The 16016-nt window shown below is 69.2% G+C and carries 11 protein-coding genes; 7 read left to right on the top strand and 4 right to left on the bottom strand.

Going from position 1 to position 16016, the window contains the following annotated elements; all coding sequences use genetic code 11:
* The first annotated feature begins 44 nt into the window (after positions 1-44).
* From IFSED24_RS17540 to IFSED24_RS17550, 3 genes are read left to right on the top strand one after another with little or no spacing between them, the layout of a single operon-like run.
* The gene (locus IFSED24_RS17540; RefSeq protein ID WP_491332780.1) at positions 45-434 is read left to right on the top strand and encodes a GPW/gp25 family protein; all 390 of its coding nucleotides are present in this window, start codon (positions 45-47) and stop codon (positions 432-434) included.
* Entirely contained in the window at positions 421-2130 is a 1710-nt protein-coding gene (locus IFSED24_RS17545) for a hypothetical protein (RefSeq protein WP_491332781.1), read from the top strand. The genes IFSED24_RS17540 and IFSED24_RS17545 overlap by 14 nt, the downstream gene beginning before the upstream one ends.
* Positions 2131-2143: 13 nt before the next feature.
* Positions 2144-3094 carry a type VI secretion system baseplate subunit TssG gene (locus IFSED24_RS17550; protein ID WP_491332782.1) on the top strand — a complete coding sequence of 317 codons (951 nt, stop codon included), beginning with the start codon at positions 2144-2146 and terminating at the stop codon, positions 3092-3094.
* Here the strand turns inward: IFSED24_RS17550 and IFSED24_RS17555 are convergent.
* From IFSED24_RS17555 to IFSED24_RS17570, 4 genes are read right to left on the bottom strand one after another with little or no spacing between them, the layout of a single operon-like run.
* Positions 3091-4044, bottom strand: coding sequence for a hypothetical protein (locus tag IFSED24_RS17555; protein ID WP_491332783.1), 954 nt, complete (start codon positions 4042-4044; stop codon positions 3091-3093). The genes IFSED24_RS17550 and IFSED24_RS17555 overlap by 4 nt on opposite strands.
* A 23-nt stretch (positions 4045-4067) precedes the next feature.
* A complete protein-coding gene (locus tag IFSED24_RS17560; protein WP_491332784.1) occupies positions 4068-5009 on the bottom strand; it encodes a hypothetical protein in 942 nt (313 codons plus the stop codon).
* Between the two features lie 21 nt (positions 5010-5030).
* Positions 5031-6179: a hypothetical protein gene (locus IFSED24_RS17565; protein WP_491332785.1), complete on the bottom strand. Its 1149-nt coding sequence runs from the start codon at positions 6177-6179 to the stop codon at positions 5031-5033.
* Positions 6176-7432 carry a tetratricopeptide repeat protein gene (locus tag IFSED24_RS17570; protein ID WP_491332786.1) on the bottom strand — a complete coding sequence of 419 codons (1257 nt, stop codon included), beginning with the start codon at positions 7430-7432 and terminating at the stop codon, positions 6176-6178. The genes IFSED24_RS17565 and IFSED24_RS17570 overlap by 4 nt, the downstream gene beginning before the upstream one ends.
* Positions 7433-7798: 366 nt before the next feature.
* On the opposite strand from IFSED24_RS17570, the gene tssK reads away from it, so the two are divergent.
* The 4 genes from tssK (at position 7799) to IFSED24_RS17590 (ending at position 16010) form a co-directional block, all read left to right on the top strand.
* Positions 7799-9286 (top strand): type VI secretion system baseplate subunit TssK, encoded by a 1488-nt coding sequence (tssK, locus tag IFSED24_RS17575; protein ID WP_491332787.1) that lies wholly within the window; start codon positions 7799-7801, stop codon positions 9284-9286.
* Positions 9287-9382: 96 nt separating this feature from the next.
* Entirely contained in the window at positions 9383-10414 is a 1032-nt protein-coding gene (locus IFSED24_RS17580; RefSeq protein WP_491332788.1) for a hypothetical protein, read from the top strand.
* A 3-nt stretch (positions 10415-10417) separates the two neighbouring features.
* Positions 10418-12910: a hypothetical protein gene (locus tag IFSED24_RS17585; RefSeq protein WP_491332789.1), complete on the top strand. Its 2493-nt coding sequence runs from the start codon at positions 10418-10420 to the stop codon at positions 12908-12910.
* A 34-nt stretch (positions 12911-12944) separates the two neighbouring features.
* On the top strand, positions 12945-16010 hold the full coding sequence (locus IFSED24_RS17590; RefSeq protein WP_491332790.1) for a GAP1-N2 domain-containing protein: 3066 nt from the start codon (positions 12945-12947) through the stop codon (positions 16008-16010).
* The last annotated feature ends 6 nt before the right edge of the window (positions 16011-16016 follow it).

The following is a 16016-nucleotide window of genomic DNA, read 5'->3' on the forward strand; positions in this document are numbered from 1 at the left end:
CCGGCGACGCACCCGGCCGAGGGCGCAACAGCGAGGCGGACCCGATGGACGAGAACGCACCCTACCTGAAGCCCCCGCTCACGTTCCAGGGCGGCATGCTGGGCTCCTGCGCGCTGGAGGAGTCCATCCGGCAGAACATCCGTCTCCTGCTCGCCTCGCCGCTGCAGGGAATGGCCAAGACGGCCGACGTGGCCGCCGAGCCCCGATACGGCACCGATCTTCCCCACCACCGCTTCAGCCAGGGCAGCGCCAGCGAACTGGTGCGTCAGGTCAAACTGACCATCAAGCGCAACGAACCGCGCCTGGCCCTGGACAAGGTCGAGTTCTGCAACGATCAACCTGGCCGTTACCTGCCATACCGCTTCATCCGTGTCGTCGGCAAGGTCAAGGACACCGGCCTAACCCTGGAGCTCGAATTCGATGTCGAGGCCTGACGAACTGCGTCCGGGCGCAGCCTCACCCCGCGAGACCCTGACCTTCCACTGGCTGGATCCCCGCGAGGCCGATTCCGAACAGGTCCTGTCCCGGCTCCTCGCGGAGGCGGCCGAACAGATTCCGGGGCTTTCGCCCGACCCGGCGCTCACCGACCCCCTGGTGCGGCTGTTGCTGGCGGCGGTCGCCAAGGAATACACACACGTCTACGGAAAGCTGGACGAGGTCATCGACACGGCCAGCCGCCAGCTCCTCGATAGCGTGCTGACCTTTCCGCGGGCCCCACGGCCCGCCTCGACGGTGCTGCAACTCGGGGTGGTCGATGGTGGCGCCAGAGTCGACGAGAACCTGGTGGTGATCGGTCGGAAGGCCGTTCCCGAGGGCGACTCGTTCAAGGAGCGGAACATCCATTTCGTCCCCTACGGCGACGAACACGTGCTGGGGCTGGCGCCGCCGGTGGTGCTCTCCCAGACCAGCGATGGCATGGTGGACCTCGTCGGGACCAGCGGAACTGCGGGATCGTGCCAGGTCGATCCCGGGCCGGCGAACTGGCTGCACCTGGGGTTGACGGTGCCGGCCTCCGTCGAGGTCGAGACAATTCCGTTGTTCCTGCAGGCCCGTGACCAGCGCCTGGTATCGGGCTTGATCTGGTCGCGCTGGCAGTATGGCCAGGGTGGCGATGCGGCGGCCTTCGTGCCCGGAATGGTGGGCTCGGCGAAACCCTGGGATGGATACGGCGATCCACCGCTGTTGCGGTCGCGCAGCGACATCCAGCGACCCGACAGCCCACACGACCGCTCCTTCGTGCACGTCTCGCTGGCGAATCTGCGTCGGGCGCGTGACCATGCACCTGGCGCCGTGGCGACCGCCACGGCGGCGGGCCTGATCACCGCCGACCCGCAGCGCCTCTGGCTCAGCATCCACTGCGCCGCCGATCTCGATTCCGGAGCACTGGCTGGCGTGTCCTTTCGCCCCAACTGCGTCGTGGCCTTCAACCTCCAGGCCGCGGTGGCCAGGTTCAAGGTGGGGCGGGCCCGGGCCGAGATGGTGGACCTGCCCGTCACCTTCGCTCAGCTCTTCCGGCTCGACGAGGTCCGGGATGCGGCCAACGTCACGCAGTTCGTCGATGCCGAGACCAGCGAGGCGTTGCAGGCCGAGGACGTCTATCACCTCGACCGCAGCCCCGAGGGGCTGGCGCGGCTGCGGCTGGTGAGCCGGGCCATGGCGCCGCGTCCCCGCTCCATCGAGGTCATGTACACCACAACCATGGGTCTGGAGGCCAACGGCCTGGATGCGGGCAGCGTGGATACCGTCTATGACCGACGGTTGGCACCGGGGGTCGTCGATGCGGTGAACGTCACCGCCAGCGCCGGCGGTCAGGCGGCGCCTTCGCAAACCTGGCTGACCACCGAACTGCGGGCCCAGCTGGCCACGCGCGGTCGGGCGGTGACGACGCATGATTACGAGGTGTTGGCCGTGGCCTACGATCCGACGCGCATCCGCGGCGTCGAGGTGGGTCGTGGCGTCAAGCGGGGCCGTGACGGTGTCTCGTCCTGTGTGCGTATCGTGGTCAACTGCCACCCCGATCGGTTCCACGGCCAGACCGAACGCAGTGCCTTCGTGCAGGGATTGCAGCAGTATCTGGAAGCCCGCTCCCCTGCCGGGCAGCAGGTTCACGTGGAACTGGGCTCGAGCTGAGGATCGCGATCACATGGCCCTGATGCCCGACTTCCTCGATCATCGCCCCAGCACCCCGGTGGCCGCGGCCGTGGCCGCGCTGGCCCAGCTGGGCGTGCCCGGGGATCGGGTGCAGCTGATCCCGGTGGGGCCGCTGGAAGCGTTCCGTGGCGAGATCGTGGGCCAGGAGCCGGCGGCGGGCCAGGCCGTGTCCGAGCGGGGCGAGGTGACGCTCTTCGTCAGCCATGGTGGTCTGAGCGAACGGCTGCCCGGCGATCTGCTCGAACCACTGCCCACCGCCCAGGACGAGGCGCAGCATGCCATCGAACCCGGGCAGGCCGACGATTACTGGCCCAGGCAGGTCCAGGCATACGGCGCCGGTCGCCGTTTCGTGACGGTCATCGACCAGGCGCTCCATCGCCTGCACCGCGACATCGGCCGACTGTCCTGGTCGCTCTCGGCGCTCAGCCGGGAGGCCACCTTCGCCCAGCGGGTCCTGGATCTCCTGCATCTCGCCGAGCTGCCCTTGACCGACCGGGAGCAGGTGCTGCTGGCCACCATGATGCAACGCTTCCCCGAATGGGTCGGGACCACTGGCGGCATGGCGACGGTGCTCGAACGGTTCCTCGGGGTTCCGGTGGCGATCCAGGAGCGGCCAGGTCCCGTGCTCGAGATGCCCGTCGCGGAGCGACGACCGCTGGGCACCGAGCGTTGCCGACTCGGCGGCCAGCTGGCCCTGGGGGCCTTCTTTTCCGACTCCCGCCCGACGCTGGCGGTCGTCATCGGACCGTTGCCGCTGGCGGAGTACGTGGCCCTGGATCGCGACCGGAACTGGCGGGCCAAGGTGGACGCTCTGCTCGCGGTGGTGGGACCGGCCGCGCTGGCCAGGGAGGTCGAGCTCGTCCTGGCGGACCGCGATCGTGCGGCCCGTCTGGCCGACCCCCTCGGTGGCGTGCTCGGTCGGACGACCTACCTGCGCGGCTAACGCGCCGGCAGCGACTCGGTGCGCGTGACGCTCAGGAGGCCGTGCTCGGCGATCTCCACGACACCATCCTCGTGGTAGAGCCCGATGACCAGATCGCCCGCCAGCACCTCGCCCGCCAGCCCCGGTCCCGAACCCTCGAGCTCGCTCAGTGTCAGGGTCACCGCGACCGGATCGTCCCCCACGGCCAGGAATTCGAGCTCGGTGCAGCCGGCATAGATGGGGGTGGGCTGCAGTGCGGCGTTCAGGCGCACCTGGACGCTGTCGGCGTCCGTGCCCTCGATCTCCACGTCGCTACGCTCGTAGACGATGACCAGCTCGTTCAGTTCCTGGTCCCAGGTACCGGCGATCCCGAAGGAGTCGTCGACGCAGCGATCCGCGGGGTCCAGCTCGACCAGATCGGTGTCCAGGCAGAGCACGAGGGTCTCGATGGTGTAGTCGTCGGGGAGCAATTCGGAGAGGTAGAGCGAGTCGACCAGCGCTTCCAGGCCGGAGTCGAGGAGGAGGTCGCCTGCGTAGTCGCCCTCGATGCGCCGGCCGCGCTCGAGCAGCTCGACGTCGAGCCGGTAGCGCGAACCCGGCGAGTCCAGATCGAAGCCCACGTCACCCGAAAGGATCAGGCGCACGGGATCGGCGGCCTCGTCCACGGACACGGTGAGGGGGCCGTCGGCCAGCAGGCGGCCCGTCCCGGCGCAGGCCTCGTCGCAGACGTCCTGGCAGCCCTCGGGCAGTTCGGCCGGCAAGCTCCAGATCCGGGCCTGACCCGACAGGTAGGCCACATCGTCGACCAGATCGATCCGGGTCGCCTTGCCGGCATCATCGAACACCGCGTCGATCTGCAGGGCGAACGACAGCTCTCGTGGCGCGTCGTCGGGTGACAGGGTGCAGCCCGCCAAGAGCAGCACGAGCAGACCGGAGACCAGAAGCATGTTGATGAGCGGTCGCGTTGACATGGCGGCTCCTGATTCGTTGGCGATCAACCGGAGAAGCGGAAGAAGAACCGACCGAACGGTTCACCATCGGCCGCTCCGGCTTCCAGGTCGATACGCAGCAGGCCTGATCCCAGCTCGACACCTCCGTAGAACTGGCCCACGGTCTGCTTGTTGTCCACGGCATCGTCGACGGTGGCGGATCCGTCGCCGTAGACCACGCCGGCCACGTAATCGGCCTGCAGCCGGTGGTGGGCGATGCCGCCGACGAGATAGGGGGCGACCCAGCGGAACGACTTCCCGACCTCGAGGAGGAGGAAGGCCGTGGTCTGTTCGAAGTCCAGTTCCACGGAGGCGTCCTCGTCCTCCACCTGCACGGCGAAGAGCCGTCGCTGGAAGAAATTGGCCCCGGCGGACAACGACACCGAGGGGATGTGCGGCCCCTTGAGCAGGCCGATGCGCAGGCCGCCGCCGTAGATGGGCGCCCAGCTGCCGAGGTCGATCTCCTCGGCCAGGTTCTTCTGGTCGCCGAGGCTGAAGCCGAGCCGGAGCAGCAGGTCGACGCTGCCGGCGGTGGTGATGCTGGACGAGGGTTCGTACCCCTGGAACAATCCCAGCGACAGATCCAGGTACGCCGCCCCGATCGCTCCCTCGATACGGTCGCTGCCGCCTGGGTCGGCGAGGGTGTAGTCGGGGCTGGTGACGCTGAAGTCGGAGGCCGTCGCACCCAGCGCCAGCGACCAGTTCCCGAATCCCTGGCCTCCCGTGGCGAAGACGCTCGAGGGTCCGATCTGGTTGAGCAGGCTGCCGAGCGGGGCGACCGTGTCGTCGAGGGTCTGCCGCGCGAGCTGCTGGGCCCGGGCCACGGTGAGGATGAGGCCCTCGACGGTGTCGCCCTGGGCCTGCGCTGGTACGGGCGCTACCAGCACCGGCAGGACGGCGAGCAGGCCGATGAGCGAGCCGAGCCATGATCGTCCTGTTGGTCTCATGCTCTTTCCTGCCCGTCTTGGCTAGAACTGCCAGATGATCGTGGTCAGGGCGTCGAATCCCGACAGATCGATGGTGTCGTCGTCGTTGTTCCCGACGAGCTTGGACGCGCGGAACTCCAGGATGGTCTGCCTGGTCAGCAGCACCTCGAGGCCGCCGCCGAACGCGAGCGACCAGGCGCCCGAGGACTGCTGCAGGGCCTGCTCCACCGAGACGTAATCCAGCAGCGCCCGGATGGTCACGTTCTTGTGCAATTGATAGGAGGGGCTGAGGCCGAGCCAGAAGTTGTGCCCGTTGTCCACGCGCGTGTCGCTGGCCGGCACGTTCCAGGTGTACTCGCTGTCCTGCTTGTAGATGTGCCGCAGGAGCACCTGGGCGCCCCAGGCGCCGTGGCGCCAGGCGGCGCGGGCCGTGGTCTCGATCTGGTCGCCGTCGGCGAAGGAGCCGGTCTCGGCGAGGGAGTCCTCGCCGAAGTTGCGGTACAGGGTGTCCAGCGAGAGCAAGAGCTCCTGGTGTCGCCAATCGACGCCGGCGGTGATGGCGAACTCGTTGCCCGGTCCGTAGACCGAACTCTGGTCGAGGTCGTACTCGCCCCGGACGAGGTAGGACAGGCCGCCGCCAACGGTCCAGCCGTGGCCGAGGTCGTAGCCCAGCGAGGCGGCGAGATCCAGGTCGGTGCCGCGGCCGTAGTCCTTCATGCGGAAGCCGAGCACGTTGGGCGCCACGGCCTGGACCGCCCGCACCTGCTCCTCGTCGAGGGCGGTGATGCCGGTGGGCAGGTTCACGCCGAGGCTGAGGACGAGCTGGTCGTCCCAGACGTAGCCGTAGGCCTTGAGCTTGGTGTCGGCGAGTCCGGAGATCTCGCTGACCGTCTCGCGCCGGTCCTGGCTGAAGCCGCCGGCGGTGTAGACCACCAGGTCGACCTGGCGATGGACGTCGACGGTGCCCTTGGCCCGGGTGGCGAACTGGCGGACGGTGGCCTTCTCGCCCGCGTTCTTGTCCTCGATGGTCCAGCTGCGGTAGGACAGCTGGAGGCCGAGGTTGAACAGCTCGCGATCATCGGGGAAGCGGACGTCGGCGCGGGCCGTTGCGACCAGGGCCATCAGGACGACCACCGTCGTCCAGGCGAGTGCGTGCCAGCGTTGAGGCTGTTGAAGGCGATACCCGCTCATGGCCTGATCTCCACGTGGATCCTGACGGTGGCGGCACCCCTGGCGGCGGTCACGTTCTGGGTAGCCACCTCGGTGCCCTCCCCGGCCTCGTCCTCGGGCAGCAGCCCCAGGCCCAGGTCGGCGGCGCTGGTGAGGGCGCGTTCGGTGCTCGTCTTGACGACCATCGGCGCCGGGACCTCCGTCGCCTGGCCCGGCGCCTGCAGGACCTCGGCGGACACGGCGGCCTCGGTGGCCATGGTGAAGCCCGGGTCGAGCGAGCTGGCCTGTTCGAAGCTCGTCCTGGCGCCCTCGAGGTCGCCGAGGTCCCAGAGGCGGTAGAGCCCGTCGGCGAAGGCCAGGAAGGCCAGGCGGTTGCGCGTGGGCTTCTCGCCGATGGCCAGGCGTTCCTCGGGCGTGGGCTCGATGCCCATGAGGTCGAGCAGATCCAGCACGAAGCGGGTCTCCATGTCGAAGAGCTGCGCCAGCTCGTCCTCCTGCACAGGGCAGTCCCGGGTGGCCTGCGCCTCGCTGTCGAAGAGGACGCCCAGCATGACGGCGTGATCCTCGTCGACGGTCCCGTATTCTCCGCGCACCATGTGGCGGGCTGGTTGCAGGTTGCCGGCCGATACCAGGCTGGCGGGGTCGAGCTGCCAGCGGTTCTCGATGTTCACGCCCTGGGCCTCGTAGAGCAGCTCGAGGGCCTCGGCATCCACCGGGCGCAGGGACTCCACCTTGGCGAGGTCGGCGATCACCCAGACGCTCAGGGCCCGGCAGATCTTCAGGTCGTCCTCCGCCGGGTCCTGCTGGTCGTAGGGGCGGAAGGCGTAGAGCGCCACCGTGTTGGGCGCGGGGGGGATGCCGAGCTGGCGTGCCTCGGCGAGCTGGTCGGCGGTGGCGCGGGCGGCCTCCTGCCGGAGCTGGGCCTGGCGCATCCCGGCCAGGCGGCGGATCGAGCGGCTCGATATGAGCATCTGGTAGCGGCGATAGGCCTCGGAGGCGTCGTCGTAGCGGGCGAGCGCCGAGTTGGTCCGGCCGAGGAGCCAGTAGAGGCGCGCGTCGTCGTCCTGGAGGGCCCGGGCCGCCTCGAGATCGGTCAGGGCCGCTTCCGGCCGGCCGGCCTCGAGCTGGGCGGCGCCCCGTTCGCGCAGAGCCTCAAAACGGTCCTCGCCGAGGTCGAGCGCCGCGTCGAAGTGGTCGATGGCCTGTTCGGGTTCACCGTCATGCAGCGCCCGCGTGCCGAGGTCGTATGCCGTGGGAGAACATCCGGCGATCATCCAGAGGCAGCCCAGGCCGATGGCGAGGCCTCTCGCCAGGGACCTGCTGCCGGGCCGTGACCGAGGATGCAGACAGGGGATAGCCATGGTGTTGCCCATATCGCTGGTAGTGATCCGTGCTCGATCGAACGCGATGCGGGATCCTTCCCCACCAGTATTCTGCCCGGATCCCGGCGAATGTGCAAGGCTGTTGTTGATCGCCGGGGTCGCGTGCTGCCGTCGATTGCGCGGTCACGCTTTTTTGGGTTGAAACACCATACCGGATTGGGACACTATGGAGGTGGCGGCGAGCCAGGGGCTCCCGTGGTACTTGTTGATTTTTTTAGGTTTCCGAAAACTCGAGCATCCACGCGAGGAGGATCCGGTATGGCCGCAGAAGGCCTGTTCTCGGTCAACTGGAAGAATCCCATGTTGCTGGGTGCCGAGCATCTGCAACTGGCCGATCTCATGGCCGCGCGGACCAGGAACTGGTTGGCCCGGGCGGTCGCCCATCCGGCCGGCCACTATGGCCTGGCGCCGCCGTTCTCCGGTACCGGCAAGGGCGTCGAGCTGTCGCACGAGCATTCGGCGAATCACCTGACCGTCTCCATCCAGGTCCTGACCGCCATGGCGCCGGACGGAACACCGCTCGTGTTCGACGAGGCGGCCTATGCCGAGTTGCAGCGCGCGCTCTCGACGCAGATCGAACTCGCCCCCGTGGTTCCCGAGCCCGTGCGCCTGAGTGTCCTGGTCCGTCCCATCGACCCCTCCGGCGTGACCGCCGAGGGGGCGCTCGAGGTCGGCGATCCCGATCCCGCCGAGGAGCCGCCACGCGCGCCGTTGCGCACCATGGCTCTGGAACTGGTGATCGAGCCGGGGACCATCTCCAGCGGCTGCGGCCTGAAGGTGGCCGAGTTCACCTGGGATGGCGCCCACCTGATGCTCGAAGAGGATTACATCCCGCCGTGCCTGTCCTCGGCGGCCTGGCCCGGTCTCTTCCGGCTGGTGCACGACCTGCGTGGCGAGATCCAGCGCCTGCGCGATATCCTGCGCGCCGCCGCCGCCGACGACGGCGAGCAAGCCGCCGCCTCGCTGCTCCGTCCGGTGGTCCTGCCCATGCTGGCAGCCGTGGCGAGCATCGAGGACGAGTTGCCCGAGCGGGATCCGCGGGTCCATCCCTACCAGGCCATTCTGGTGGCCAAGAAGGTGCTCCGCGTGGTGCGTACCCTTCTCGCGGCGCGTCCCGCGGCCCTCGATCATGCCATGGTCAACCTCGTCCAGCCCGGTAAGCTCGCCTCGGGGGACACCCATTTCTTCGAGGCCCTGAACGCCTTCCTCAAGGCACCCTACGACCACGAGGACCTGGGACCGGCGCTCGGCAGCGCCCGCCATCTGCTCGCGGGTTCGTGCCAGGTGGTGGCCCATCTGCTCGGGGCCCAGGACGTCCAGCCGGTGGCCGAGGAGGACGATCCCGCCGTCTACCTCTACAATGACAAGAAGTATCGCCTGGCCACCTGCGGGGCGCGCGAATTCCAGATCAACACGCCGGAACCGTGGCACGTGTGCCACTTCCGGGACATGAACGTTCCGTCGCCCAGGAGCCTGCTGCTGGTCTGTGACCGCGATCTGCTGGTGGAGAATCCGCGCGGCAACGCCGGGCTCTGGATGCTGGACCGTCACGAGAAGATCATCGCCAAGATGTTCCGCGTCGGGGTCGACGTGACCAGCGATCCGCGGAAGGTCGTGGCCCAGTACACCCACATCGGTGAGCCCACCGTCACCGCGGTGTCCGTGGCCACGAGCGGACTGCTGGACCTCAGCGACCTGGGGCCGGAGAGCGACGACCGCCTGCGAATCTATGTGGAAACCGGTTGATCGCGTCGCCGGACCACCGGACCGGACGAGCGATCCGGACACCGTGATCGCCGCTGACGGCATGGCCGGCAGCCGAACCGCTACGAGGAGACATCCGTGAACGACGCCGCCAAGGGCCAGGAATTCATCGGCCGGCTCTACCAGCTCATCGTCGAGTACGAGAGCGATCCGACCACGCTCGACGCCGCCGGTTTCGGCGACCTCTACCAGCGCGTCATCCGCGCCATCGACCTCGGCGGCGAGAGCGGGTCGGCCGCGTTCGCGCTGGATTCGGCACTCTTCAACGCGGTGTCGCTCGAGGACATCGGCCGCTCCGATCTGCGCACGGTGGTCAGCCACGCGCTGACCATCTATCACCGCTATCACGCCGACTACGGCCGCGGCTACGAGCAGGCCTATCGCTGGTGCGAGCAGTCGCGGCGGCAGCAGCTGCCCGACCTCAGCTACATCCACACCTATCTGGTCCCCCTGCTCCTGAAGCCCGAGGCCATGGGCGGCAACCTCGACGTCTGCCTGTTCCTGCTCGAGCAGCTCGGGCAGTTCGAGAACCTCGAGAGCTCGCCGGTCTGGGACGACGACCAGGCGGCCGAACTGCTGAACCAGGAAGCCAGCGACATCGTCTACCAGCTGGCGCGGCGCAAGGTGAAGTACAGCGCCGACAAGCTGACCAAGGTGATGGGCACCCTCGAGCAGAACCTGCAGAAGGACCAGGCGTTCCAGCAGCTGCTCGGTCAGTACGGCGAATCCACGCCGTTGCTCGCCCACCTGATCCTCACCTACGGATACCAGGACCGCGATAGCTGGTGGCGGCGCCTGGGCCGCGGGGCGACGGGCCTGTTCCGGGGCATCGTCCAGCGCATGGCCGGCGAGTACATGGCCTACGAGCTCACCAAGCGCAAGGGCGCCTACATCGTCCAGGTGCTGCTGATCGTGCTCATCGTGGTCGGCCTGGGCCTGGGCCTCTTCGGCTGGTCGTACACCAGCCATGGACGCTGGGTCGAGATCGGCAAGGATCTGGAGCAGGCCAATTCCGTGCTGAACGAGGTGGGCCAGGAGCGCCAGGAAGGCCTGCAGGATCAGCAATGGCTTCTCGACGAGGCCAAGCGGCACGCTGCCGAGGAAGGATAGACCGTGGGCCTGATCAAGTTCCTCGCCAAGATCTTCAAGAAGATCGCCAAGCTGCTGGGGGGGCGGAAGAGCAAGGAGACGGTGGTCTCGGACCGCCGGCCCGGCGAACGGCGCATCGGGATCTACGGGCCCAGCGCGGTGGGCAAGAGCGTGTTCTTCACCATGCTCTACAACGCGTGCCGCGGCGACCGCGAGTTCAACCTGGCACCCGACGACCAGCACACCGGGGCGCAGCTGCTCAACAACCTCAACACGCTGCGCGGCGGGGAGTGGCTGTCGGGCACGGTCGAGGAGAGCGAGCTCAACTTCAAGGCTTCGCTGCGCGGCGGGGCGAGCTTCCCCTTCTCGTCCAAGGACTACAAGGGCGAACTGGTCGACCTCGAGCAGGACAGCCCGTCGCGCGCCGACCTCATCGGCTACTTCCGCGACTGCGACGCCATCCTCTTCCTGCTGTCGCCCGAGATGATCGCCGACCCGCGCAAGTGCGAGCGCGAGATCCTCAACTTCCAGGCCATGATCAACCAGGTCACCGAATCCGGCGGCCGCGGCCTGCGCATCCCCATCGGCCTGATGATCACCAAGGCCGACACCATCCCGGGCTTCGAGAACGAGAAGCAGGTGGTCCTCATCAGCCGCGGGGCGGAATACCTGAAGGCCAAGAGCTTCGCCGAGTTCGTCGACGGCCTCTGCGAGCAGTACCACGTCAAGCAGAACATCGTCTTCCAGGAGCAAGTGCGGAACCTGCTCGGCTCCATGTCGATCTTCTTCGACTTCCTGATGACCCTGAGCATGGAGTTCCAGGTCTTCTTCCTGTCCTCGGTGGGACACGTACGCACCGAGGAGCAGCCCGACGGCACGGTGCTGGCCCGGCCGCCGGAGAATCCCACCGGCATCGGGGTCAAGCGGCCGTTCCTCTGGGTCGTCGACACCATCCGCGAGCGCGAACGCATCGCCAAGTTCAACGCCGTGCGGCGAGGCGTGTTCTCGCTGGCGCTGGTGGTGCTGCTGGTCTACTCGCTGGTCTACGGGCTGCATCTCCTGCCGGGGCGTCAGGACTACCGCACCATGATCGCCCAGGGGGAGAACGCCCAGGTCATGGGCCGCGAGCTGGCCGCCTATCCCGAGCGCTGGACCGTGGCGCTCAACAGCTTCTTCCCGCTGCCCGGCGCCAGGGCGCAGGACGTGCGGACCGACGCCCGCCGGCTGAACGCCACCTTCGAGGCCCAGCAGTTCCTGCGCAACGAGTTCACCGAGGAACGCACGCCCGAGGAGCTGCGCGAGCTGCTACAGGGCTTCGAAGGCGGTCAGGTGGAGAACGTCCGGCCCTGGTTCATCGCGCTGAGCGGCCCCCAGCAGCACTCGGTCCTGACGACCATGGCCACGGTGGTCGCCGCCCACAACCTGCGGGTGTCCACCGAGGTGGAGGAGCTGCGCGCGGAATACGGTTCGGCCTCGGTCTCCGCGGGGACGGAAGTGGTGGCCGAGTGCGATTCGCTCATCGCCTCGTTCGTGGAGATCCCGGAGAACTTGCCCGACTTCGACGAGAACCGGTACCACGACGATCTCGTCAAGGAAGCCGAAGGTGTGCGGCGGACCCTGGCTGCCAGGCAAGACGTGAAGGGGTTGCTCGGGAAATGGGACGCCCTTGTGCGGAAGCAGCCCGACATCTTCATCGCCGTCCCGTCCCAGGATGCCTTCCAGGCCTACTTGGGCGAGATCCGGGCGCTACAAGGCGAGATCGATCAGACCGAAGCCAGTGGTACCGAAGTCCTGGAAGAACAGGTCGTCCAGCTGGCCGAATTGACCCGGACGTTCATCGCGGCGACGGATCCCAACGCGCCCAAGGGCGTCCGCAGCAGCAAGCTCAACACGGTAATCCGTGAAGCCCGGGATTTCCCCGCGCTCAAGAAGTACGCGCTCGAGCTCAAGTCCAACATCGACTCGGGCGACCACGCCGATCGCGAGCTGGAGATGTCCAAATACATCACGCGCAAGCTCGAGGACAAGCCCAACTTGCGGCACTTCGTCGACACCGACATGGAGGTCCGCGTCAAGGGGATCACCTGGCTGACCGGCGCGCGGGAAGACGCCCGGCGGCGCTACCTGGACAACCTCGAACGCCTCCGCGAGGACGGCGTGCCGCTCGAGATGGTGGTGGTCAAGGTCCGGGACAAGTGCGCGGTCACGGTCTGGGACCCCGAGGCCCGCGCCTTCTCGCCGAGCCAGGCCATCGCGGGCCACTCGCTCAGCGTGCACTGGCACGCCATGCAGCGGATCAAGATCGCGGTGGTCCAGACCGGCCAGGCCGTGCCGGTGTACTGTCCGGCCGGCGGCCTGGAGAAGTTCGTCCTGCAGCTTCACGACCAGGAGTTCGACCTGCGCGAAGGCGGCTGCACGCCGCAGACCGCGGGCGAGCTCAAGGTGCATTTCCCGGAGCTCGAGCAGCTGATCAAGGAACAGCTCATCGATCCGTTACGCGTGGCGTTCCCCGAGTAGTCCATGCCGGCCAGACTCTATTCCGTGAGGGGCCATGGAACCGATCCAGCAGCAGATCTATACCAACCTCGCGCACGAAGGGTTGAAGCCGGGCCACCACACCCGGGATCGGACGGCCGGCATCGACGCCGCCACTCAGGCGCGCTTCGAGGAGATCTGCCACCGCTGGGGCGTCTACGAGCCGGGCACCGAGTTCCGGCGCGCCCTGCTGCAGATCCCCCTGTGGGACGAGGCACGGCCTCCCGCGGCGCCCTCGCACGTCCTGCTCGTGCTCATCAGCAACAAGGGGCGTGACTCCCAGGGCCGGCTGGGCGCGGTGCTGCGCCATATCGTACGGGTTCCGGCCGATCAGTACGCACGCCTGGAGTATCATCCCTTCCGCTTCCTGGAGCAGGGGCATCTGCTCGCCGACTGGTCGCCGGGCGACACCCTGCGCGACATCGCGCCCGCGCCCGCGGTCACCAATGCCGGCGAGCTGCAGGCCATCTTCCCCGAGCGCTACCCGCTGCTGAAGGTCCTGCTCGCCCGGCTCCTGGAGACGGGCACCATGCGGATCCCGGTCGACGCCGACAGCATGGCGCTGGAGGAGATCTTCGCCCAGGTCTGGACCCTGCTGCCCGTCGCCTGGCGGCCCTCCGTGAGCCTCGCCACGTTCACCTTCCGCAATCCCGAGGATTTCGGCCTGGCGGCCTTCCATCAGCGGGACGCCCGGGTGCGCGCGACGCTGGAGGCGCTGGAGCAGGGCGCCATGCCGCCGGTAGGCGCACTGGTCGACCGCTACCTGCGTGAGCTCTTCGCCGCCCTCGAGGCCCGGGACTGGGCCGGGGCCCTGGCCCTGATCCAGCAGACGCGTCTGCCCGAGACCACGCCGCCGCATCCCGGCGCGATCCGTCCCGACCTGCCCGTCGCCGGGGCGCCGCCGGGAGCCGGTCCCGAGGGCGGCGCGACGTCGTCCCTGGAGCCTGCAGCCGCCCCCTCCCGCCGCCACAAGAACGCCGAGCCGGCGCATCATCCGCGCTGGCAGGGGCAGCCGGCGGCCGCGTCCTCGCGGGCGCGGGGCGCCCGGCTCTGGTTGCCGATCGCGCTGCTGGTGGTCGTCCTGGGCGTGGCCGGCTGGTTCGTCACCCGGGGTGGCGGCGTCGCCGTCGACGGCGACGACCGGGCCGGTCCGGCCGACCAGCTGGTCTCGCTGCGCGCCGACGGCCTGGAGCCGCTGCTCGACCGCCACGAGCAGGTCCTGGGACAGCTCGTGGCCCAGGGCGTCCGCGACCTCGACCTGCGGGAGGCCATGCAGGCCGCCTCGCGAACCCTGGACCAGCGCGTGCGTCAGGCGGTGACCGCCGACGCGCGGCGGCTCGACCGCCAGCTGAGCCGGGCCGAGGGCGACGCCCGCCGCGATCTGGCGGACCTGGCCGCGGAGCTGCGGGAATACGCCGCCATGGTCCGCGCCGATCAGGTCCGGACGGCGGCCCTGGCGCAGGCCCTGGACGCCGGCGATCCCGGCGTCCTGCAGGCCGCCTACGTGGACACGTCCCAGCTCGTGCTGCTCGACCGACTGCCCGGAGCGAGCCCATTGCCGGACGGGGAATTCCTCGCCGCGGTCGCCACGGCCTGTGCGACCGCTGCCGAGGGTCTGCAGACGATGGCCACGGACTCCGGTCTCGAGGCCGATTCCTGGGCCGCGACCGCGGACCGATTGCAGGAGGCCATCGCCGCGCTGCCGGCCGGGATCGACGACCCGCCCCGCGTGGTCCGCGCGGCGAGCGCCGTCGCCGACGCCTTCGTCGCCCTGCGCGAGGCCGAGCTGGAGGCCGCGGTCGCCACGGCGGCGACCGCCATGCCCTACACCGCCGGCAGCCTGCGTCGCGGCGCCGTCGCCGATGCCGCGCGCTTCTTCACCGCGCGCACGGTCGACCTCGTCACGGCGGGTGCCGTGCTGCCGCAAACTCTGGCCCAGGTGGTCCGCTTCTACGAGCTGGCCGGGGAGTCCCGTCTGGAACGCCCGGCCTCGCTCGCCGACGATGCCGCCGCCCGGCTGCTCACCGAATTGACGGAGGGCTGCGCCGAGCCGCCGGCGCTGCCGTGCCGGGATGAGGTCTACGGAGTCCTCGTGGCGCGCTGGAAGCTGGAGGCGTGGCGCGCCCTCGAGGGACCGGACGCCGCCGCCGGCCGGCCGGTCATGGCGGCCCTGGGCCAGGCCGGGCTGCCCGCCGGCGATGGGCGGGCCACCGACGCCATGGTCCGCCTGGCGGATCAGATGGCGGCCGCGACGGAGCCCGCTCCCCGGGCCCTGATCGTCGAGGTTCAGGGCCGGTCGCGGGAATTCGGCGGCGGACTGTACCAGGCGATCTGCGCCCGCTGGCTCGCCCGCAACGAGCGGCAGGCCTCCGACCAGCAGGCGACCTTCCGGAGCCTGTATGCCCGGCTGAAGACCCAGCTCGCCCGGCTGCGCACGGCCGACGACGAGACGGGGCCCGCGGCGTATGCCGACCTGCAGGAGACCGTCGACGCCATGGCGGACCTGGATCTGGACGCCCTGGCCGCGCGGTCGGACCTGCAGGCCGAGGCCCGCGCCGCCCGGCAGCTGAAGCTCGAGATGTCCCGGCCGCAACGGATCCGCCTCGCCCGCATCGACCTGGAGATCCTCCGCAACCAGGACTACGCCGGCGATCGCCACCGGACCGCGCAACCCACGATCCGCATCTGCAAGGTTAGCGGCACGACGCTGCGTGCGCTCTTCGAGCTGCCCACGCCCGAGATGCCCGCCGCTGCGGGGGCCGGTTTCGAGCCCGTCTCGCTGCAGATGCGCACGGCCGTCCCCTTCCGCGCCCGGGATACCCTTCTGCTGGCCGCTTTCGAGTCCGACGGCGGCATCTGGTTCCACCAGTACATCGAACCGCCCGCCCGGGGGCACGTGGCGGCGGCGCTGGCCGGCCTGCATCGTGTCGCCGTGAATCCGCAGGCCATGCGGGCCTTCGCCGCCGATCCGGAATCACCGCCGCCCGCCTCGGCCGGAGGCGACGTCGTGGCCACCCTGCGGGTCGTCCTGGCGCCGGGCCTCTGGGCCGAGCTGGGCCAGGGCCTTCCCGATCTGCCTTGAACTCGT

Source organism: Candidatus Latescibacter sp. IFSED24 (assembly GCF_058273205.1).